This is a genomic window from Streptomyces sp. CA-181903, from assembly GCF_050937075.1.
In the GTDB taxonomy this organism is placed as follows: domain Bacteria; phylum Actinomycetota; class Actinomycetes; order Streptomycetales; family Streptomycetaceae; genus Streptomyces.
Map to the genome: position 1 here is coordinate 3,694,560 of NZ_JBNJLY010000001.1, position 19,771 is coordinate 3,714,330.

Consider the following 19,771-nt stretch of genomic DNA (forward strand, 5'->3'; position numbering starts at 1 on the left):
TTCAGGATGGGACGCGGACGGGACTCGGAAGAGGGCAACGCCGCACGACAAGCAGGACACCCCGGGCAGCAGGCCCCGTACGGGGGCGCCCCCTACGGCGGTCCGGGCGGCGGCGCCCCGTACGGGCCCGGCCCGGCAGGCGCGCCCGGCGGGGTGCCCGGGCACGCCCCCGGCGCCCCCGGCGGCGGCTGGGACGGGCGGCAGTGGCAGGGCGGGCCGGCGGTCGGCGGGGACGAACCGGAGTACTTCGGCGGCGAGCCGTCGCACCACCGCCCCCCGCAGGGCCCGGGACCGTCCTACGGCGGGCAGCAGACCTACGGGGGACCGTCCTACGGCGGGCAGCACGGTGGCCAGGGCGGCCAGGGTGGCCCCGGCGGCCACCCCTATCCGGGTCCGGGCCATGCGCAAGGCCAGGGTCACGGTCAGGGCCACGGCCAAGGCCACGGCCAGGGCCACCGCCCCCCGCAGCCGTACCCCGGGCAGAGCGGGCCCCGAGCGGGCACCCGGGCGACCGCCAGGGCAGCACCCAGCAGTTCGGCCTCGGGGAGGCCCCGGACGCGTACCCACCCCAGGGCGGCAACGCCCCCTACGGGGACGGCGGTTACGACGACGGGCACGGCGACGGGTACGGCGACGACGGCTACGGCGACGCGCAGACCTACAATGGCCCCCCGCCCGGCCCCAAGCTGCACTGGAAGGACCTGCTGACCGGCTTGGTGCTGCGCCCGTCCGCCACCTTCTGGCGGATGCGCGACCACCCGATGTGGGTCCCCGCGCTGCTCGTCACCTTCATCTACGGCCTGCTCGCGGTCTTCGGCTTCGACAAGGCCCGCTCGGACGTGCTCAACGCGACGTTCGCCAACAGCATCCCGCTGGTCCTGATCGCCGGTGTGATCGTCCTCGTCTCCGGGCTGATCCTCGGCGCGGTGACCCACACGCTGGCCCGGCAGCTGGGCGGCGACGGGCTGTGGCAGCCGACCATCGGCCTGTCCATGCTCATCATGTCGATCACGGACGCCCCGCGCCTGGTCCTCGCGGTCTTCCTGGGCGGCGACAATCCGGTCGTGCAGCTGCTCGGCTGGGCCACCTGGCTGCTGGCCGGCTACCTCTTCACCTCCATGGTGAGCAAGTCGCACGACCTGCCCTGGCCGAAGGCGCTGGGCGCGTCGGCGATCCAGCTGGTCGCCCTGCTCTCGATCATCAAGCTGGGCACGCTGTAACCGCGCCGTCCGGCACACACGAAGGCCCCGGCTCCTCGCACAGGAGCCGGGGCCTTCGCGGTGGACCGGACGGTCGGGTCACGCGTCGAGGACCTGGCCCTCACGCCGCACCACCGGCGGCTCGACGCTCCACGGGAAGTTGATCCACTCGTCGGTGCGCTTCCACACGTACTCGCACTTCACCAGCGAGTGCGACTTCTCGTAGATCACCGCGCTGCGGACCTCGGCGACGTGCTCCAGGCAGAAGTCGTGGACGAGCTTGAGCGTCTTGCCGGTGTCCGCGACGTCGTCCGCGATCAGGACCTTCTTGTTGGAGAAGTCGATCGCGTTCGGGACGGGCGACAGCATGACCGGCATCTCGAGCGTCGAGCCCACGCCGGTGTAGAACTCGACGTTCACCAGGTGGATGTTCTTGCAGTCCAGCGCGTAGGCGAGGCCGCCGGCGACGAAGACGCCGCCGCGCGCGATGGACAGGATGATGTCGGGCTCGTAGCCGTCGTCCGCGACGGTCTGGGCCAGCTCCCGGATGGCCTGCCCGAAGATCGGGTAGGTCAGGTTCTCGCGGATGTCACTCACTTGCTCTTCGCCCTGTTCCCTGGTCGTCGGACCTGCGCGACCTGCGCGGTCAGACCTGCGTGCGATGGAAATTCTGGAAGGACCGCGACGGTGTCGGCCCGCGCTGACCCTGGTAACGGGAACCGTGCTTCGCGGACCCGTACGGGTGCTCGACCGGCGACGTCAGCCGGAACATGCACAGCTGCCCGATCTTCATGCCCGGCCAGAGCTTGATGGGGAGCGTCGCCATGTTCGACAGCTCCAGCGTCACGTGGCCGGAGAACCCCGGGTCGATGAAACCCGCGGTCGAGTGCGTCAGCAGGCCGAGCCGGCCCAGGCTGGACTTCCCCTCCAGCCGCGACGCGATGTCCCCGGGCAGCGTGATGACCTCGTACGTGGAGGCCAGCACGAACTCGCCCGGGTGCAGGATGAACGCCTCGTCCCCCTCCGGCACCACCTCACGGGTGAGGTCCGCCTGCTCCACGGCGGGGTCGATGTGCGGGTACCGGTGGTTCTCGAACACCCGGAAGTAGCGGTCGAGGCGCACATCGATACTCGACGGCTGCACCATCGATGCGTCGTACGGATCGATCCGCACCCGGCCGGCGTCGATCTCGGTCCGGATGTCCTTGTCTGAGAGAAGCACGGGTCGAGGATACGCGGAGAAGGAGGACGACGCGGGCCCGGTCCTGACCGGGCCGGGCCCGCGTTGCCGCTCACCGCGCGGCGATCACCGCTTCTGCTGCCCCACCGGCACCGAGTGCCGCAGCCGCGCGCAGCGCGGACAGCGCAGCAGACGGCCGGGACCGATCCGGCCGGGACCGAGGTTCTGCATCGGGAACGAAGCGGTGCTGAACACGTGCCCCTCGGCACAACGGACGACGGTGCGCTCCATCGAGTCCCTTTCCCCATGGACGTGAAAGACAAAAGCCACATTAGGGGATGTATGGGATGCGCCCGCACGCGGCACTCCCACCACCCCCGAGGCCGACCACCGCGCCCCACGGTACGCCCCAACTCCCGCACCCCACGCCGCCGTCCCCGCCCCTTCCACACCACCCCCGCAAACGAAAAAGCCCCTGCGGCACGTGCGCCGAGGGGCTCGAATGGGGTAGAGTGTGCGACGATGCGACGCCCTGATGGGGCGTCCTCGCGGGCGTAGTTTAATGGTAGAACATGAGCTTCCCAAGCTCAGAGCGCGAGTTCGATTCTCGTCGCCCGCTCTTTATAGAACCCCCAGGCTGACGGCCTGGGGGTTCGCTGTTGTCTAGACCTACCTGGGCCTGCCGTGCCCTCTGCGTGCCCCAACTCAGGGCGATGCCCTGTCGGGAGGGCCGCCCCGACCTCAGAGAGCCGTCGCCCCCCCCAAGCCGCATCTCGAATTCCGAGACACTCTTTGCGTGACCCGTGTCACCAGTGCCCTGCTGGCTCCGCAAGACCTGATCACCCCCGAGCTTGCGTATCTGCCGTACGGGGGGACTCACACCACGCGTCACCCTCAAGCCCACGGCCCCGAGCCAGCCAGTCGTGAAAATCGCGGTCATGACATCGATGACGGAGACCTTCCGCCAGGTCCTGCACAATGCGCTGGCCCGTCGGGACACAGTCAGCATCCGCAAAACTCTGATTGAGATGCTGGAACGGGATCCCTCCAAGGCGGAGATCTCGGCAGCGAACAAGGTGGCCCGAAGGATCGCCCAGGACGGGGACGCGGTCCTCATCTCTCTGCTTCCTGACCAGGCCGGTGCCGAAGCATACGTGCCTACGGCGCGCGGGGCCGGGAGGCGTGCGTCGAACTACCTGACTGTGGATGAGGAGATCATCAAGGACTTGCCCTGTCGCGTCGAGCTCGCCACAGAGAAGTGGGACGCGCTCATCGATGAAGGTATGCGGCTCACCCAACAGAAGATCCAAAGCGATCCGGTGCTCTCAGCGTTCCTGCCCGGCTGGAAAGCCGAACCGCGTGCCGAGCGGCGGACCCGCCTCGCATCAGAGGCAGCGGCCGGCTGACCGTCCGTGCACTGAGCGACGATCAGGAGCGGGCAGGCAAGGGGGCGGGAACTCAGTCGTCGCGTTCCCGCCCCTACCGACATCAGGCTTCCAGCGCGACGGGGCGCTCGGCCGCCGCCCTCTGGCGCGTGGCCCGAACCCTCGCGTCGATACCGGCGGCGACCTCCTGCTGGCGCTCGTCGTCGGAGTGCTGGTAGATCATCGCGGCCTTCTCCGAGGACTGGCCGGCGCGGACCATCGTGTCCTTCAAGGTGGCGCCGGACTGGGTGGACAGGGTGTGGCCGGTGTGGCGGAGATCGTAGAAACGGAAGCCGTCCGGCAGGCCGGCCGCTGCTCGGGCCCGTCGCCACTTGCGGCCGAAGGTGGACCGGCGGAAGGGTGCACCCTTCTCGCCGACGAACAGCAGGCCGTTCGGGTCCTTCTCCGCGAACCAGTCGAGATGCCGCTTGACCTCCATATAGAGGAAGGCGGGCAGGTGGATCGTGCGCTTGCCGGCCGCGGACTTGGTGTCGCCCTCGACGCGACGGCCGGTGCACAGCTCGGGTGCCGCTTCAGTGACCTGGGCGGCGAGGGGGTCAAGCGTGATGTCGGGCCGCCGCAGAGCCGCCTGTTCCTCCGGCCGCATCGGGCCGTAGGCACCGAAGTAGACCATCAGGCGCCACCGCGGGCCCATGGCGTCGGCGAGGGCGTCGACTTGCTCGACCGTCGCGGTCGGCCGTTCCTTCGGCTTCTCGATGCCAGCGCCCTTGATGCGGCAGGGGTTACGGCGGATCAGCTCGTCGTCGGTCGCCGTCTGGAGGATGGCCTTCAGCAGGCGGTAGGACTTGGCGGTCGTCGTGGCACCGGTGGCCTTCAACCGCTCGGCCCGCCAGGTCCGCACGCCGGGCGGCGTGATCTCGTCGAGTTCCAGCCGCTCGAAGGTGGGCAGGATGTGCAGCCGCAGAAGCCTGCGGTACAACTCGTCGGTGGTGGCGGCCAGGTCGCGCTCCTCGATCCACTTGAGGGCGTAGACCTCGAAGTTCACGGCGCCGACGTCGGGGTCGATCCAGTCGTTGCGCTCGATGTCGGCCTGGGTCAGCGTGAGCCAGGTCTGCGCGTCGGTCTTGGTACCGAAAGTCTCCGGAGCGTTGCGGCGGGCGCCGTCGGGTGCCCAGTAGCGGGCCTGCCAGCGACCGGAGGGCAACTGGCGTACGGTGCCAAACTCACGACGACGCTGTGGCCGGCGCGTCGCCATCAGGCCGCCTTCCCGTAGCGGGAGCGTATGCGGCGCGCGGGCTCGACCGTGTTGGCCTGGATGTATGCGGCGAGCACGCTGTCGGCGATGCGGACGTGGCGTCCGACCTTGACGAATGCGATGCGTCGCTCGGCGATCAGGCGCCGGATGAAACGTTCCCCCGTGCCAAGGCGCTCGGAGGCTTCGGCCACGGACAGCAGGCGGTCGGAGGGAGCAGGGGACAGTGCAGGTCGGTGCAAGGGGTGTTCCTCATCTGGCACGCGGGCTGGCAGGCCCGTTCGCGCCGGTCTTGCTCGCTCAGGCATGGGCGGGTGGTGATGGCGTCGCCTTCGGGTGTTGGCGCACCTGAAGGCCGGCGACGGGGCGCTGGGCGCTACGGCGTCCCGTGAAGGAGGGCGAGCGGCGAGACGCCGAGGGCGGCCGAGATGACGACGAGGTCGTCGACGTCGCAGCGGCGCTGTCGGCGCTCGATGCGCGACAGCATGGTGTTGGACATCGGGCGGCCCAATTCGGTGACGCGGTCGGCCAGCTGGCGCTGGGCCAGGCCGCGTGCCATTCGGGCACGTTCGATGGCGAGGGCGGTCCGCTCTCCGGCGGGACCTATTTCCAAGGGGCGTCGGGACATGCGTTCTGTTTTAACTCGCGTTCGCCGTTTTCGGTAACCGGGAACCGTGGTTTATAAAGCGCCCTGCACAAGTGGCAGTAGGTGCCGGAAAGCGGGGGCGCGGCGCCCGGACGAGGCGACCGCATGCCTTGACGTGCAGCATCCTTCATCGGGCAGCACAGCTCGCCCGCTGCTGTTTGGTCAACAGGCGATTCGGCTTTACCGTTTTGGACAACTGCCTGAGCAGCGTTCTCGGTGAGCAGACCGAGGCTGCAAATGAACGCTGGACTTTCGCGGTTCGGCTGTGGCTGTGTTGGCCACACCAGGGAAATGAAAAGGCCCCCGGCGCGCCAACGCCGAGGGCCAATGTGTCCCTACCAGTCGCCCATGCCTGAACGAACAAACGGTGGCGGCGGGCCTGCCAGCCCGCACGCCGCCGGGTGAGGAACGTCTATGCCCAACCCTACGTCCCCGACCGCAGAGACCGCAGCCAGCGGATGCACCTGGCCCCCGGTCGCGGTCCCCGGCCGGGGCCGCAGTCAGGAGGCTGACCGTGGGGACGATGCGCCCACGGATCGGTCCGCACTCCTACCGGAACAGCCGGAGGGGACGTCGGGGACCGGTCGCCGAATATCGGTCGACGAGCCGGAAGGGGACCGGTCCCCGGTCCCGATGACGTGTGAACCGGCTGAGCCCCTGGACAACGCCGAGGGCGGAAAGTTGCTGGTCAGCGTGCTGGGGACCGGTCCCGGGCTTGGGGACCGCCAGGGCGGAACGGCATCGGACGGTCCCCTGGTCCCCGCGCCCATAGCAGTGTCCGCAACGGTCGGCCCCGAGGACAGCCCGGCCGGGGACGGCGAGGAGACCGGTCCCCGACCCCCGTCCGGACCGGCGGACCGGACGGTGCCCGTCCCCAGCGAGGGCGAACGCCTGCTCAACGAGTTGCGCGAGGCCCTTGCCCGGTACGTCGTGCTGCCCGGCCCCGAGTCCCTCGACGCGGTCACGCTGTGGATCGCCGCCACCCACCTCCAGACCGTCATCCAGCACGCACCGCGTCTCGCGGTGGTGGCTCCGGTCAAGCGGTGCGGCAAATCCCGGCTGCTGGACGTCGTCACGGAGACCGTGCACAGGCCGGTCATCACCGTGAACTCGACGCCGGCCGCGATCTTCCGCTCCATCTCCAAGGACGACCCGCCGACCCTGCTGGTCGATGAGGCCGACACCATCTTCGGCACGGTCAAGGCCGCCGAGAAGAACGAGGAACTGCGCGGCCTGCTCAACGCCGGTCACCAGCGCAACCGTCCCAGCCTCCGCGTCGCCGGCCCCGACCACACACCGACCGAGTTCCCCACCTTCGCCATGGCCGCCATCGCCGGCATCGGCGACCTGCCCGACACCGTGATGGACCGCTCCATCGTCATCCGCATGCGCCGCCGCGCTCCGGGCGAGAAGGTCGCGGCCTTCCGCACCAGCCGCGACGTGCCCGCGCTCCACGCCCTGCGCGACCGCATCGCCTCCTGGCTCAAGACCCAGCGCCAGGCCGCCGCCCACTTGGAGCCCGAGATGCCCGTCGAGGACCGGGCAGCCGATACGTGGGAGCCCCTCGTCATCGTCGCCCACCTCGCCGGAGGGCGCTGGCCGGCCCTTGCCCGCGCCGCGTGCATCGCCATGGTCGGACACGAGGCCGGGGAAGAGGAGGACACCGGGATGAAGGTCCGCATCCTGGTGGATGTCCGCGCCGCCTTCACCTCCTGCGGCAACCCCGACGCGCTGCCCACCACCCGCCTGATCAGCATCCTGCGCGAAGACCCCGAAGCCCCCTGGGCCGAGTACGGCACCAACGGCCTCACCCCGCGCCTGCTCGGCATCCTGCTCCAGGACTACGGCATCCGCTCGGCCAACATCCGCTTCCCCGAAGGCGGCCAGGCCAAGGGCTTCGCCCGCAACAAGTTCCTGGACGCCTGGGAGCGCTACTGCCCCGCTCCTGCACCGGCCGGCTCCTCGGGCGCCTGACCCGTAACACTGGTCCCATCCGTCCCCGTGCAGGTCAGCGCGGGGACGGGTCTGTTGCGCGCAACGAGTCGACCCGTACCTGCGCTCTCACCCGTACCTGCTCTGACCAGGCATGCAACCGGTGGGACGAGTGCAACCGCAGCATGCCCAACCTCGCCCCGGCCGGGGAGCAAGTTATCGGCGAAGACACTCTTCGCCGGTTCGCCCGAGGGCGAGCAAGTTATCGCAAGAGCATTGCTCTTGCGGTTCGGCCGAGGCCGAGCAAGTTGGGGCGGAAGCATTGCTTCCGCCGCTCGGCCAAGCCGGGCAAGCTGCCTCCGCCCCGGAGGTGGCGAAGGCAGTCGGGCCCCAGACGCGTCCAAGAAGCCGATCGTTGAAGCCGTCGAGCTGCCGCTCCCAGCGACGCCACACGCTTCGCGCCCCCGCGTCGCTACAGCTCGCCGCTCACTACCCCTGCGCGGAACGCGTCCCATTCGGCGAGGCTGAAGCGGAGAGGTTCGAGGCGGGTGTTCTTCGAATCACGTACGGCGATGCCGCCGGGGAGGTCGGCGGTCTCGACACAGTTGCCTTCGCCTCCGCTAGCGGAGGACTTACGCCAGGTGGCGGCGGAGAGGTCGTACGCGTACAGCTCCGCCTTGGGTCCGTTCACTTTGGGCTGCCTTCTTCGATGCGTTTGATCAGTGCCAGGGAGTCGTCCACCGGTAGCGCGGCGGCGACGATCCGCTCGAAGGCGCCGGCGAAGACGCGGACGTCCTCGCTGCCCTCGACGTAGGAGTTGCCCCGGAGGTTCTCCACCAGGACCACGTCCGGCATCGGGCCGGGGAAGTTGACCACGGTGAAGCCTCCGACGACGCCCGGGTGCGGGGTGGCGCCCAGGGGCATGATCTGGAGGGTGACGTTGGGCAGCTCGGCTACGTTGAGCAGACGGTGGAGCTGTTCGCGCATCGTGGCCGGGCGGACGGCGAACCGCTGGTGCAGCACCGCTTCGGAGATCACCGCCCACACGTTCAGGGGCCCGGTGCCGTCGGGGCGGGAGAGGATGGCCTGGCGGGCCATGCGGACCTCGGCGAGCGCGGCGACTTCCTCTGGGGTGCGTGTGACGGCCGAGGCCGCGATCATTTCCCGCGCGTACGCGGCGCTCTGCAACAGGCCGGGCACGAGAGTGGGCGACCACTCGCAGACGCGCTCGGCGTCGGACTCCAGCGAGAGGTAGTCGGCGTAGGCGGGTGCGACCACGCCGCTGTAGGTCTGCCACCAGCCCTTCTTGCCGGCGTCCCGGGCCAGGTTCTCCAGCGCGGTGAACACCTCGGGGTTGGTCACGCCGTACGCCTTGAGCAGGTCGGTGACCTCGGCCGGGCGGATGCCGGCTGCGGCGTTCTCGACCTTCGACATCTTCGGCGCCTTCCAGCCCATCGCCGCGGCTGCACCATCCAAGGTCAACCCGGCGTCGTTGCGGAGCTTGCGCAGGGCTGAGCCGAGTCGGCGGCGCCGGATCGTCGGTACGACGGGGCTGTTGGGCATATGCGCAGTGTTTCACCACCGTCGGGAGAGCGGGAGCCCCTTCTTCAGATCATCCGAACGAGGTTGGTGGAAAACTTGCCACCCGTGGGCGGTTGGGTCCATCCTCTTCGGAAAGGCCGCCAGGGACGGTCAACTCACTTTCTCTGGCGGGCACTTGTGTCGATCTTGCGTGGGCGAAAGCCTGTGCGGATGGAGGGGCCATGGTCACCATGGCGGACGAGAGGGCACCGGCGGTCCCGGGCTTCTACCTCACCGAAAGGCCCGGCGGATTTGCCGTCCACATGCACTCCTCCGCCGAGCACTTACGCCGCGTCCGGCACATGACGGGCACGACGTTGTGCGAGGCCGGTGTCGCCGGCGAGACGGCCGAGTGGGCCGAGCTGGTGGCGAGCGAGCTGATCGGCAACGCGGTGGCCCGCTGCGGGCCCTTCGTGCCCCTGGTCGTGGAGGTGGCCGCAGGCCCGGCTGCGGTGTCGGTGAAGGTCCACGACCCGGACGGCGAGCACCTGCCCCGCAGGTCTCCCGTCCTGCTGGACGACCCGGAAGCCGAGTCCGGCCGTGGGCTGCCCCTGCTCGACCTGCTCGCTCCGGGCTGGCACACGGTCCTCACCCCGGTCGGCAAGCAGATCCGCTGCCGCGTGCCCTACAGAAGAGGCGGGGGTGAAACCCGTGCCTGAACCGGCCGCCGCACCACTGCCGTTCCACGTGCGCTTCGATGTCGGCACGGGCGAGGTCGTGGTGATGATGACCTTCGGGAACCCGCCTCGGCAGACGGTGCGCCGCAAGACGTACGCCTCGACCGAGGCCCTGGCCATCGCGATAGCCGAACACCACCACGAATCCCTCCTCCAGGCCCGGCTGGCCGACGAACTGGCCACCGCCGCGATCACCCACCTCGGCGCGGACCCAGGACGGCTCCAGCAGGCCGTCCGCGCGCTGTCCGACCCGACGAGCACGGTGCCGGTCGGCTCGATCCTGCGAGGCGACCCGCAGCCGTGAACCCGAGCTCCTGCCCCGCCGGTGGCATCCCGCTGGGACCCGGCCGGGCAGGTCGCACCATCCTGCACCACCCTCCGGGCCGGACGGCCTGGGGGTCACCGTGCTGGACAACGGCGTCCGGCACCCGCAGAAGGGAAGTGCCCATGAGCAAGACGACCAGCGGCGAGACGGAGACGGCCTACGAGGCCCCGAAGGTGATGGCGGTGGGCTCCTTCGCCGCCGACACCCTCGGGGACGTCAGCGTCGGCCAGAGCGACGACTCCGACGCGGGCCAGTACTACGCGCCCCTGTTCGCCCCGACCAGCCGCTCGTGACCGAGGCGGCCGGTGCGTTCAGGCCGCCGTGGTTCTGCGTTCTGCCCGATGACGCCGCTGCCGGGCCCCTGGCCCGGCGGCTCGCCCGGCAGGACGCGGCCCGCACCTTCCAGCACAGCTCGGGACGCCCGTGGCTGATCGCGTTCGGGTGGGGGACGAGGCTGCGGACGGTCGCGGCCGGTCCGCTGAAGGTGGTGCTGATCGGGTTCTGCCCGGTCAGCACCACCCGGCTGCGGGCCCTGGCCGACAGGGCGGCCGAGACGGGGAACGCGGAGGAACTGGCCGCGCTGCCCGGTAACTACTACCTGATCACCTCGCGGTCGGGGGTCCGTAGCGCACGTGGGGACGTTGCGGGCCTGAACCGGCTGTACTACGCGAGCGTGGACGGTGTGTGGGTGCTCTCCAGCAGCCTCCGGAAGCTGGCCCACGAGGTGGGCAGGGGCGTGGACGAGCGGTGGGCGGCCTTGCGGCTGCTCGCTCCGCACGCGCCCGCCCCGTTGCTGTTCGGCCGCAGCCCGTACGAGGGCGTCAAACCCGTGCCCCCGGGGTGCCAGGCCACGCTGAGCCCGTCCGGCCGGCTGGCCGTCACCCGCCACTGGACACCGCCCACGGCCGCCCTCCCGCTGGAGACGACGGCGGAACGGCTGCGGGACGTACTCGCCAAGGCGGTCGCCGGCCGGGCGGCCTCACCGCCAGTGGCCAGCGTGCAGTTGTCCGGCGGCCTGGACTCGGCGGCTCTCGCAGCCCTGGCCGCGCGGGCCCGCCCCGCGGCCACCACCATGCTGATCACCGTCGGCTCGCGGGCGGCGGACAACCCCGACGAGCGATGGGCCCGCCGCACGGCCGCCCTGCTGGACGGCGTGGACCACCTGATCCTCGACCCCGGCGTCTACCCGCGGATCTTCCAGGACCTGGAAGCGTCACAGTTCGCGCTGGACGAGCCCGCCCCGTTCGCGTCCTCGGCAGCCCGCTTCCGCCACACGCTCCACGTCCTGGCCGAGCACGACAGCGGCGCCCACCTCAACGGGCAGGGCGGTGACGAGACCCTCCTCGCCCCCCTGTCCTACCTGCCCCAGGCCGCCGGCCGCAGCCCGTACCGCGCGTGGTGGCACCTGCGCGGCCACGCGGCCCTGAACCGCACCAGCAGCCTGAGCCTCGCACGGGCCGCCGCCACGGCCGGAACCTACCGGCAGTGGCTCATCCGAGCCGCCGACCGGCTGACCCTCCCGGTCAACCCGGCTGCCGCCCTGGCCGGATGGGAGGCTCCTCCCCGCCTCCCGCCCTGGGCGGCACCCGAGGTGATCCGCGACCTGCGGCACGAACTGCTGGCGGCGGCGGAGACGGCCGAGCCGGTGTCCGGGGACATCGCGACACACGGGACGGTGATGCGCATCCGCTCGGTCGCCCGCCGCGCGAGCCTGTACCGGGACGCCGTGGAGGCCGCCGGAGTCCCCGGCCACTTCCCCTACCTGGACCGGGCAGTGATCGAGACGGCCCTGGCCACGTGGCCGGAAGACCGAGCCGACCCGTGGGCGCCCAAGCCGCTGCTGACGATGGCCGTCGCCCCGCTGGCCCCGCCGAACCTGCTCGTCCGGCGGGACAAGGGCCACTACAACCACGAGATCCACACCGGCCTCGCCGCCCACCACCGTGAAGTCGCCGAGCTGTTCCGCGGTTCGACGCTGGCCAAGGCCGGGCTGATCGACGAAGCAGCCGTCCGCCAGGCCCTGGCCCAGGCCGCCACCCGCCGCATCCCGCCCGCGTTCATCACCGAGACGGTCGCTCTGGAACTGTGGCTCCGCAGCGCCCGCCCCTGACCACCAGGAGGCCGACCGCCATGCCCTTCCGCCTCGCCCGTGGCGTCGAGCGAATCGACGCCGACGGCACGCCGATGCTCTTCAACACCCGCACCGGCGGCTACTTCGCCCTCAACGACTCGGCGTCCACCGCCCTCGACGCGCTCGTCAACCACGGCGAACAGGAGGCCGCCACCGCCCTGGTGGACACCTACGGCATCACCCCGGACCGAGCGGCGGCCGACATCCGCGACCTGACCGCGACCCTGACCGACCACAGGCTGCTGGAGGGGCGATGAGCACGGTCATCGCCCTGCCCGAACGCGTCCACCTCACCCGCACCGAGCAGGCCGCCGGACACCTCGCCGTCGGCACCGCCCACCTGATCACCGCTGCCCTCGGCTCCCGCCCGGCCCGGCTGAGGGGGCTACTGGCCGTGCTCGCTCGCCAGGCCGCCCCCGCCACCATCGAGCAGGCCGCGCGGGCGAGGGACGTGGTGACGACGGTCAGCCCCCGCTGCGGCAGCGGCTACGGCTGCCTGCCCCGCTCGATCGCCACGGCCCTGGTCTGCCGCCTCGCCGGCACATGGCCCACTTGGAAGAGCGGCGTGCGCTTCCCGCCGCTCGCCTCCCACGCGTGGGTCGAAGCCGACGGCGCGCCCGTCGGCGAGGACCCGCCCTTCATCGCCACGTTCACCACGACCCTGACCGTCGAACCCGGAGGAGCCTCGTGACCGACCAGACCACCAGCCCGTCACTGACCACGCGCATGGCCGACTATGCCGCTGCTCTGCGCGAGCGCGGGGCGATCCGCACCAGCGCCGTCGAACGAGCCTTCGCCACCGTCCCCCGGCACCTCTTCCTGCCCGGCGGCTACTACACCAGCGGCCGTTTCGTCCCCGTCGCCGCCGAGCCCGACGAGGACCTGCTGGACCGCATCTACTCCGACACCGCCCTGATGACCCACGTTCCCACGAGCGACGACGCGGCCGGCCGCTACAGCTCCACCTCCCAGCCCCGCGTCATCGCCGCCATGCTCGAAGCCCTCCTCCTCGCCCCCGGCATGAAGGTCCTGGAGATCGGCGCCGGGACCGGCTACAACGCGTCCTTGATCGCCACCATCACCGGCGCCGAGGTCGTCACCATCGACGTCTCCAACGTCATCGTCACCGAGGCCGCACGCGCTGCCGAGCGGGCCGGGGAGAAGAACGTCACCGCCCTGACCGCCGACGGCTACCTCGGCCACCCCGCCAAGGGCCCCTACGACCGGATCGTGGTCACCTGCGGCGTCACCGGCATTTCCCCGCACTGGCTCGATCAGCTCACCGACGACGGCCTGATCGTGGTCCCCGTCGCCCACGGAGGCTTCCATCCCACCCTCGCCGTTACCCGCGAAGGCGCCCAGCTCATCGGCCGCGGCGTAATGTCGAGCGACTTCATGTCCGCCGCCGGCCCTCTCTATGCCTGGCCGGAAGGCGAGACCCAAGCCCTGACCGAACCGCTCCCGTCGCAGCCGCTGACCACGAGGGAGAACGTCGGCCCGGTTCTGGAACCGGAGCAGTACTACGACCTGTGGTTCCGCCTCGGCACCCAAACCGGCCGCACTACCCGAGCCCACATCGAGCGGCTCCACCCCGCCCTCGGCATGGCCTGCCTCCATGAGCCCGGCCGTGGAACCGCCTGGATCCAGCGCAACGGCCATCTCCACCACACCGGTGACAGCGCCATCGCCGACGACTTGGAGGCACTGGTGCACCAGTGGGTGGACCTGGGCCGGCCCGGCATCTCCGACCACTACACAGTCCTCGAACGCCCCGGCACCGATGCACTGGCCTTCTACCCGGGCGCCTGGCACCTGCGCAAACCCCACGAGCACACCTGACCGCCCGACCTTCACCGGCCGGGTTCGTGTCCGCCCAGGGGCGGATGCGGGCCCGGCCGAGGTCGTCACGACGCATAACCATCACCACTACGCGGGAGCCGGCGCGCCGGCCGCGAGGAGACCGACACTCAGCGCAGCCCCGCCCTCTACAGGCCCATCAGCGCATCGGCACTGCCGACCTGCCGTTGCTGCTTCGTCCGTTCGACCAGCCTCAAGAACGACCACGTCCTGGTCGGCCCAGGCGGAGGACGCTGGGCTGTCTGTCCATTCGCCCGGTTGGGTGATCAGGCCCAGTAGCCCGGTGCTCGTGGGTGCGGAGATCCTGCCAGGTCAGCGCCATTTCAGCCGTGAAGCCTGCGTCGCTCTTCTGCACGGATGACGGGACGCGACCCGATCGTCTCTCGCTGTAATAGGGGCGGAGGTGGGGACCTGTGCCCACGGTGCTGTTCTCGCCGCATATGGATGACGTGGTGCTGTCGGCGGCGGTCTGTCTCATGCGGCCCGGAGCAGAGTTGGTGACGGTGTTCGCGGGGTCGCCGCCGGCGAGTGTCGGGCTGACTCACTGGGACCGCTTCACACGAGCGCGGAGTTCGGCCGAGCGACATGAGCAGCGGATCGCCGAGGACGATCGGGCGATGGCCGCCCTGGGGGTGACTTATCGCCGGCTGGACGAGGTGGACAACCAGTACCGGGAGAAGCCGCTGGATGAGGACGCGCTCGCGCTGCGGCTGGGCGTGTTCGTGGAGCAGGCCGATGAGGTATGGGTGCCGGCGGCGATCGGCGGCCATCCCGACCACGTCGCGGTCCGTGATGCGGTGCTGGCCGCGACGGACAGGATGAGGGACAGGCGGCCGGGTGTCGTGCTGTACGGGGACCAGCCGTACTCGCTGTTTGCCGGATGGCCGACCTGGATCACTGGCGAGAAGCCGGCCGAGTTCCTCGATCCGGACTACTGGCTGGAGAGTGAGCTCGCTGCTCAGGGCTTCCATCAGGAAAATCTCACGGGCGAGTTCGTAGAGCTCTCCGTCGACCAGCGGTGCCGGAAGCAGGCCGCGGTGCTCTGCTACCGCTCGCAGTTGGCGGCACTGCCGCTCGATCCCCGCGACACCCGGCGATGGGAGTCGTTCCTGCGGTACGAGATTGCCTGGCGCCTGGCACCCATGCCGTAGAACCCCCGACTGCAGATGGTGTGATCCATGGCCGTTCGGCCGGGAAGGACAAAGGGACTTGCGGTGAAGATCGTCGGTTGCATGCTCGTGCGCAACGAGTCGTGGGTACTGGGCTGTTCGCTGCGCGCGGCCCTGGAGTGGTGCGATGCGGTCGTGGTGATCGATCACGCTTCCACTGACCGGACACCGGCGCTGCTGGAGGAGATCGGAACGGAGGTGGGCCCGAACCGCGTGTTGGTCGACACCTGGCCGGACGCCTCACGCTGGGACGAGATGGCACAGCGGCAGCAGTTGCTGGAGATGGCCCGGAAAGTCGGCGGTACGCACCTGGCGCTGGTGGACGCGGACGAGGTTCTGACTGCGAATCTGCTTCCCTATATGCGGGATTGGGTCGGGGCTCTCGCGCCAGGTCAGGTCCTGGACGTACCCCTCGTTCCGGTCTGGCGGGACCTCGATCACTTCCGCGACGACGACTCGGAGTGGTGCCACTCGTATGTGTCGATCGCGGTCGCGGATCGGGACGACCTGTGCTGGGCTGCGGCGAAGGAAGACGGCTACCAGCATCACCACCGCGCACCCCGGCATGCTCGCGACGGGGTCATCCCCACACCGGTGTTGACCTGGCAGCGCGGCGGCATGATGCACCTGCAATGGGCCGCCTGGGACCGTCTGGTGTGGAAGCACCGGGCGTACAAGCTGTTCGAACAGTTGCGCTGGCCGGACCGGCAGAGCGTCGTGGAGCTGGACGCCAAGTACTCACGGGCGCTGGACGAGACGGGGATGGTCCTGTCCGAGGTACCGGCCGCCTGGTGGGGTACGTACCGGCGGGACCTGATCGATCCCGCTCATGAGACGTGGTACGTCGGTGAGTGCGAGCGGCTGCGGCGGGAGAACGGCCCGGAGGCGTTCGCCGGACTCAATCTGTGGGGATGGCCGGCCGATGCGCGCTGACAGCCGGCGGCTCGGACGGCACCGGGCCGCGGTCGCGCTGTGTGCCCTTCCGGCCGTGGTGTGGCTTCTGTGGCTGGTCCGCTCGGTCGGCGGACCGCTCGGGTGGGGTCTCGCCGTACTCGCTCTCGCCTGCGCGGGGTTGCCCTTCGGCCGCTCGTTGCACCGCCTGGCGCGGGTGTGCTGCGCTTGTGCCGTCGAGGCCGCAGTGCTGGCGTGCGGCGCGCTCGGCGTGCGGTTGACCGACGCCCCCGGAGCCGCCGAGGCCCTGGGAGTGACGGGTATGGCGCTGGTCGTTCTCCTGACGGCCAGCTCCCAGCTCGACCTGCTGCTGGCGATCGGCCGGCGGGCGGCCCCGACCGCGGAACTTCCCGATCCGGTGGTGTGGCCAGGCATCTGCGTGCAGGTCCCGGCCCATGACGAGCCGCCGCAACTCCTGCTCGCCACCCTGCGGCAACTCTTGGAGCAGGACTATCCCGGCCGCTGGATGATTCAGGTCATCGACAACAACACCCCTGACCGCGAGACGTGGATCCCGGTCCGGGACTTCTGCAGCCGGCACCCGGAACGGGTCGACTTCATCCACCTGGAGAACTGGCCCGGACACAAGGCGGGTGCCCTCAACGAGGGAATCCGCCGCCTGCCCGACTGGGTGGAACACATCGCCGTCGTCGACGCCGACTACCTCGTCGACCCCCACTTCCTGACGCTCGCCGCCCGGCACCTCGCCGACCCGGCCGTCGCCTTCGCCCAAGTCCCTCAGCATTACCGGCAGTGGCGCGGATCGCGCTTCCACGAAGGCGTGTTCCACATGTACGAGCAGTACTACGCCGCGATCGTCCCGGCCCGTGCCGAGGCGAACGGACTGATCTGCGTCGGCACCATGGCGGTCCTGCGCCGCCGGGCCGTCGAGAAGGCGGGCCTGTGGGACGAGACGTCGGTCACCGAAGACGCCGAACTCTCCCTCCGGCTCCTCGGTCAAGGCTGGCGAGGCGTCATCGACCCACGCATCATGGGTTCCGGCCTGATGCCGTTCGACTTCGCCGGACTGCGCCGCCAGCGGTTCCGCTGGGCCTTCGGGATGATCCACGTCCTGCGCAAACACCGCGGCGCCCTGCTCGGCCCGCCGCGCCCCGGTCGCTCCCTCTCCACGGCCCAGCGGCTGTCCTACTGGGGGTTGGCGGTCCAATACCTGACCGAACTGGTACCACTCGCCGCCACCTCTCTGGTCGCCCTGGTCCTGGTGAACACCGCCGTCATGTCACCCGGCACCCGGCTGATGCTGGTCGCCGCGCTGGGCCTGTACACCCTGGCCGCCCTGGCACGGCTGACACTCGCCGTACGCGACAGCGGCAGGTCCGTCGGCACCGCGGTCCTCGCGGCCCTGACCGCGCACTGGGCACAGTCCTGGACGATGGCCCATGCCTGCCTCAGCGCCCTCGCCCACCGGAGGGCGGTCTTCCTGCGCACCCCCAAAACGGCCGGCCACAGCACTATCACCGCCGCGCTGGGCGCCGCCCGCACCGAAACCACCCTCGCGGTCATCAACGCGACATTGGCCGTCTGCGCTCTGTACCAGCACTCGCCGCTGCTCGCAGCGGCCACCGCACTTCCCACAGCCGTCTACGGATGCGGGCCGGTCATGGCTCTCGCCTACCAGCGATCCGCAGCCCCCGACTCGCCGGCGCCGGCTCCCGTACCAGAGCCCGTCTCTGCCGCGCCGTACACCCTGGGTGCCCCTCCGGCGACCGCGAGCAGCTCGGCGGGAGAGGCGATCAGCGTGGACGGACTGTGTCACCGCTACGGCGATCGCGAAGTGCTCACCGGGCTGTCGTTCAACGTCGCAGCCGGAGAGTTCTTCGGCATCCTCGGCCCCAACGGCGCAGGCAAGAGCACCACCCTTGAGATCCTCGAAGGACTCCGCCGGCCCACCGCCGGCCTGGTCCGCGTCCTTGGAGAGACCCCCTGGCCGCGCAATCCCAAGCTGCTGCACCGGCTGGGCGTTCAGCTACAGTCGTCCGCCTTCTTCGACCACCTCACCACCCGGGAGCAACTGGAGACCTTCGCCGCCCTGCACCGCGTCGCACGCGCAAAGGCGGGAGAGGTGCTGGAGCTCGTCGGCCTCACAGAACAGGCGGGGACCCGCGAAGCCCGTCTGTCCGGCGGACAGCGCCAGCGCCTGGCCATCGCCTGCGCGTTGGTGCACGAGCCAGAAATCCTCTTCCTCGACGAGCCCACCGCCGCGCTCGACGCGCAGGCGCGCCACGATCTCTGGGACGTCCTGGGCGCCGTCCAGCAGCGTGGCACCACCATCGTCTACACCACTCACCACCTGGACGAGGCCGAGATCCTCTGCGACCGGATCGCCGTTCTCGACGGCGGCCGCATCCTCGACCTGGCCACTCCGACCGAGCTCATCCACCGCCACGGCGGTACCACTCGGGTGAATGTCAGCACCACGAGGCTGACGCTCCGGCAGGCCGAAAGCCTCGCCGCTGCCGAGCGCGTTCACCTCCACGATCAGACCCTGACCATCACCACGCACAAACCCGACCTACTTCTGACCGAACTGGCCGCACTGCACTCCCTGCACGGAATCCGCATGCACAGCCCGACCCTCGAAGACGCCTTCCTCACCCTGACCGACGGCGGGGCGAAGCACCCGTGACCCCCTTCCACGCCCTGTCCCTGGCCATGCTCAAAGGCTTCGCACGGGACCGGATCACCCTCCTGTTCACCTTCCTCTTCCCCATGATGTTCGTCGTCGCATTCGGCCTGCTGCACAGCGACGCGAACCAAGCCGACGCGCTCCTGCGGATGGTCCCCATGCTGTCCTGGGCCGTCGCCGGCACGGGCGTCTTCGGGATGGGCATGACCGTCGTCTCCTGGCGGCGCCGCGGACTCTTGCGCCGTATCCGGCTCGCCCCCGTGACCGTACCCGCCGTACTCCTGTCCCGCCTGGCGACCAACCTCCTCGTCACCCTCGCTCAGACGGCGGCCTTCCTCGGCGTCGTACTCCTCCCGGTCTTCGGGGTACGACTGGGCGACCGCTGGTGGCTGAGCGTGCCCGTCATCCTCCTCGGCGCCTCGGCCTTTTCCGCGCTCGGGCTGCTCGTCGGTGCCGTATGCCGAAGCGAGGAGGCCGCCTCCGCCCTCGCCAACTTTCTGGTCATGCCGATGGCCCTGCTGTCCGGCACCTTCTTCGACCTCGATCAAGCCCCGTCATGGTTGCGGCAGACCGCCCGGCTCCTGCCCCTGCACCACCTCGACACTGCGCTGCTGGACACGCTCACCAGCCGCCACAGCGTTACTGCGCTCCTCCAGCCCTCGACGGCCCTGGCCGGCTTCACCGCTGTGACCGCAGCACTCGCGCTCCGTCTGTTCCGATGGGACAACGAATGAGATCCGGGACGCCGGCCTCTCCGCTCCCGAGGGGGCGGTAGGGGGGCGGTCCCCCATGAGGCCGGCGCAGGACATGCCCCGCATCGCGGGGCATGAAGGGTCGAC

At 70.3% G+C, this 19,771-nt stretch carries 21 protein-coding genes, 1 tRNA gene and 1 pseudogene; 15 read left to right on the top strand and 8 right to left on the bottom strand.

Annotated elements, in window-relative coordinates:
• Nucleotides 1–153 precede the first annotated feature (153 nt).
• Nucleotides 154–1,220 (top strand): annotated as a pseudogene (locus ACQEVS_RS16470) (Yip1 family protein).
• A 78-nt stretch (nucleotides 1,221–1,298) separates the two neighbouring features.
• Here the strand turns inward: ACQEVS_RS16470 and ACQEVS_RS16475 are convergent.
• From ACQEVS_RS16475 to ACQEVS_RS16485, 3 genes are all read right to left on the bottom strand, one after another.
• The gene (locus ACQEVS_RS16475) at nucleotides 1,299–1,796 is read right to left on the bottom strand and encodes a phosphoribosyltransferase (RefSeq protein ID WP_185944345.1); all 498 of its coding nucleotides are present in this window, start codon (nucleotides 1,794–1,796) and stop codon (nucleotides 1,299–1,301) included.
• 49 nt (nucleotides 1,797–1,845) lie between these two features.
• Nucleotides 1,846–2,421, bottom strand: coding sequence for a dCTP deaminase (gene dcd, locus ACQEVS_RS16480; RefSeq protein ID WP_004947512.1), 576 nt, complete (start codon nucleotides 2,419–2,421; stop codon nucleotides 1,846–1,848).
• An 84-nt stretch (nucleotides 2,422–2,505) separates the two neighbouring features.
• Nucleotides 2,506–2,670 (bottom strand): hypothetical protein, encoded by a 165-nt coding sequence (locus tag ACQEVS_RS16485; RefSeq protein ID WP_004947509.1) that lies wholly within the window; start codon nucleotides 2,668–2,670, stop codon nucleotides 2,506–2,508.
• Between the two features lie 257 nt (nucleotides 2,671–2,927).
• Between ACQEVS_RS16485 and ACQEVS_RS16490 the strand changes: the two genes are divergently transcribed.
• Nucleotides 2,928–2,998 (top strand) — tRNA-Gly (locus ACQEVS_RS16490).
• Nucleotides 2,999–3,317: 319 nt separating this feature from the next.
• Entirely contained in the window at nucleotides 3,318–3,785 is a 468-nt protein-coding gene (locus tag ACQEVS_RS16495; protein ID WP_433021141.1) for a hypothetical protein, read from the top strand.
• An 82-nt stretch (nucleotides 3,786–3,867) separates the two neighbouring features.
• Here the strand turns inward: ACQEVS_RS16495 and ACQEVS_RS16500 are convergent, their stop codons facing one another.
• From ACQEVS_RS16500 to ACQEVS_RS16510, 3 genes are all read right to left on the bottom strand, one after another.
• Entirely contained in the window at nucleotides 3,868–5,019 is a 1,152-nt protein-coding gene (locus tag ACQEVS_RS16500) for a tyrosine-type recombinase/integrase (protein ID WP_433021143.1), read from the bottom strand.
• Nucleotides 5,019–5,258, bottom strand: coding sequence for an excisionase family DNA-binding protein (locus ACQEVS_RS16505; RefSeq protein WP_433021145.1), 240 nt, complete (start codon nucleotides 5,256–5,258; stop codon nucleotides 5,019–5,021). The genes ACQEVS_RS16500 and ACQEVS_RS16505 overlap by 1 nt, the downstream gene beginning before the upstream one ends.
• A gap of 134 nt (nucleotides 5,259–5,392) precedes the next feature.
• Nucleotides 5,393–5,644 (bottom strand): helix-turn-helix domain-containing protein, encoded by a 252-nt coding sequence (locus ACQEVS_RS16510; RefSeq protein ID WP_433021147.1) that lies wholly within the window; start codon nucleotides 5,642–5,644, stop codon nucleotides 5,393–5,395.
• Nucleotides 5,645–6,415: 771 nt separating this feature from the next.
• Here ACQEVS_RS16510 and ACQEVS_RS16515 point away from each other — a divergent pair.
• Nucleotides 6,416–7,636 carry a DUF3631 domain-containing protein gene (locus ACQEVS_RS16515; RefSeq protein ID WP_433027611.1) on the top strand — a complete coding sequence of 407 codons (1,221 nt, stop codon included), beginning with the start codon at nucleotides 6,416–6,418 and terminating at the stop codon, nucleotides 7,634–7,636.
• 430 nt (nucleotides 7,637–8,066) lie between these two features.
• Here ACQEVS_RS16515 and ACQEVS_RS16520 read toward each other — a convergent pair whose 3' ends face one another.
• On the bottom strand, nucleotides 8,067–8,285 hold the full coding sequence (locus ACQEVS_RS16520; protein WP_433021149.1) for a DUF397 domain-containing protein: 219 nt from the start codon (nucleotides 8,283–8,285) through the stop codon (nucleotides 8,067–8,069).
• The gene (locus ACQEVS_RS16525; protein WP_433021151.1) at nucleotides 8,282–9,157 is read right to left on the bottom strand and encodes a helix-turn-helix domain-containing protein; all 876 of its coding nucleotides are present in this window, start codon (nucleotides 9,155–9,157) and stop codon (nucleotides 8,282–8,284) included. Before ACQEVS_RS16525 ends, ACQEVS_RS16520 begins: the two co-directional genes overlap by 4 nt.
• A gap of 200 nt (nucleotides 9,158–9,357) precedes the next feature.
• On the opposite strand from ACQEVS_RS16525, the gene ACQEVS_RS16530 reads away from it, so the two are divergent.
• The 11 genes from ACQEVS_RS16530 to ACQEVS_RS16580 all read left to right on the top strand — a co-directional run bounded on the left by ACQEVS_RS16530 (nucleotide 9,358) and on the right by ACQEVS_RS16580 (nucleotide 19,666).
• Entirely contained in the window at nucleotides 9,358–9,834 is a 477-nt protein-coding gene (locus tag ACQEVS_RS16530) for an ATP-binding protein (RefSeq protein WP_433021153.1), read from the top strand.
• Nucleotides 9,827–10,156: a hypothetical protein gene (locus tag ACQEVS_RS16535; RefSeq protein ID WP_433021155.1), complete on the top strand. Its 330-nt coding sequence runs from the start codon at nucleotides 9,827–9,829 to the stop codon at nucleotides 10,154–10,156. Before ACQEVS_RS16530 ends, ACQEVS_RS16535 begins: the two co-directional genes overlap by 8 nt.
• 143 nt (nucleotides 10,157–10,299) lie before the next feature.
• On the top strand, nucleotides 10,300–10,470 hold the full coding sequence (locus ACQEVS_RS16540) for a lasso RiPP family leader peptide-containing protein (RefSeq protein ID WP_433021157.1): 171 nt from the start codon (nucleotides 10,300–10,302) through the stop codon (nucleotides 10,468–10,470).
• Nucleotides 10,467–12,287 (top strand): asparagine synthase-related protein, encoded by a 1,821-nt coding sequence (locus tag ACQEVS_RS16545; protein ID WP_433021159.1) that lies wholly within the window; start codon nucleotides 10,467–10,469, stop codon nucleotides 12,285–12,287. The genes ACQEVS_RS16540 and ACQEVS_RS16545 overlap by 4 nt, the downstream gene beginning before the upstream one ends.
• 20 nt (nucleotides 12,288–12,307) lie before the next feature.
• Nucleotides 12,308–12,565: a PqqD family peptide modification chaperone gene (locus tag ACQEVS_RS16550; RefSeq protein WP_433021161.1), complete on the top strand. Its 258-nt coding sequence runs from the start codon at nucleotides 12,308–12,310 to the stop codon at nucleotides 12,563–12,565.
• Nucleotides 12,562–12,999, top strand: a complete 438-nt coding sequence (locus tag ACQEVS_RS16555; RefSeq protein ID WP_433021163.1) for a lasso peptide biosynthesis B2 protein — start codon at nucleotides 12,562–12,564, stop codon at nucleotides 12,997–12,999. Before ACQEVS_RS16550 ends, ACQEVS_RS16555 begins: the two co-directional genes overlap by 4 nt.
• On the top strand, nucleotides 12,996–14,147 hold the full coding sequence (locus ACQEVS_RS16560; protein ID WP_433021165.1) for a protein-L-isoaspartate O-methyltransferase family protein: 1,152 nt from the start codon (nucleotides 12,996–12,998) through the stop codon (nucleotides 14,145–14,147). Before ACQEVS_RS16555 ends, ACQEVS_RS16560 begins: the two co-directional genes overlap by 4 nt.
• Nucleotides 14,148–14,578: 431 nt before the next feature.
• Nucleotides 14,579–15,316: a PIG-L deacetylase family protein gene (locus ACQEVS_RS16565; RefSeq protein WP_433021167.1), complete on the top strand. Its 738-nt coding sequence runs from the start codon at nucleotides 14,579–14,581 to the stop codon at nucleotides 15,314–15,316.
• 63 nt (nucleotides 15,317–15,379) lie between these two features.
• Nucleotides 15,380–16,267: a glycosyltransferase family 2 protein gene (locus ACQEVS_RS16570; RefSeq protein WP_433021169.1), complete on the top strand. Its 888-nt coding sequence runs from the start codon at nucleotides 15,380–15,382 to the stop codon at nucleotides 16,265–16,267.
• Complete coding sequence (locus tag ACQEVS_RS16575; RefSeq protein WP_433021171.1) at nucleotides 16,257–18,932, top strand: ATP-binding cassette domain-containing protein; 2,676 nt, start codon at nucleotides 16,257–16,259, stop codon at nucleotides 18,930–18,932. Before ACQEVS_RS16570 ends, ACQEVS_RS16575 begins: the two co-directional genes overlap by 11 nt.
• Nucleotides 18,929–19,666 (top strand): ABC transporter permease, encoded by a 738-nt coding sequence (locus tag ACQEVS_RS16580; protein ID WP_433021173.1) that lies wholly within the window; start codon nucleotides 18,929–18,931, stop codon nucleotides 19,664–19,666. The genes ACQEVS_RS16575 and ACQEVS_RS16580 overlap by 4 nt, the downstream gene beginning before the upstream one ends.
• Nucleotides 19,667–19,771: the final 105 nt, after the last annotated feature.

Coding starts and splice junctions, on each gene's coding strand:
- ACQEVS_RS16485 (WP_004947509.1), bottom strand. CDS start 2,670: ATGGAGCGCACCGTCGTCCGTTGTGCCGAGGGGCACGTGTTCAGCACC.
- ACQEVS_RS16495 (WP_433021141.1), top strand. CDS start 3,318: ATGACATCGATGACGGAGACCTTCCGCCAGGTCCTGCACAATGCGCTG.
- ACQEVS_RS16500 (WP_433021143.1), bottom strand. CDS start 5,019: ATGGCGACGCGCCGGCCACAGCGTCGTCGTGAGTTTGGCACCGTACGC.
- ACQEVS_RS16510 (WP_433021147.1), bottom strand. CDS start 5,644: ATGTCCCGACGCCCCTTGGAAATAGGTCCCGCCGGAGAGCGGACCGCC.
- ACQEVS_RS16525 (WP_433021151.1), bottom strand. CDS start 9,157: ATGCCCAACAGCCCCGTCGTACCGACGATCCGGCGCCGCCGACTCGGC.
- ACQEVS_RS16530 (WP_433021153.1), top strand. CDS start 9,358: ATGGTCACCATGGCGGACGAGAGGGCACCGGCGGTCCCGGGCTTCTAC.
- ACQEVS_RS16540 (WP_433021157.1), top strand. CDS start 10,300: ATGAGCAAGACGACCAGCGGCGAGACGGAGACGGCCTACGAGGCCCCG.
- ACQEVS_RS16550 (WP_433021161.1), top strand. CDS start 12,308: ATGCCCTTCCGCCTCGCCCGTGGCGTCGAGCGAATCGACGCCGACGGC.
- ACQEVS_RS16555 (WP_433021163.1), top strand. CDS start 12,562: ATGAGCACGGTCATCGCCCTGCCCGAACGCGTCCACCTCACCCGCACC.
- ACQEVS_RS16575 (WP_433021171.1), top strand. CDS start 16,257: ATGCGCGCTGACAGCCGGCGGCTCGGACGGCACCGGGCCGCGGTCGCG.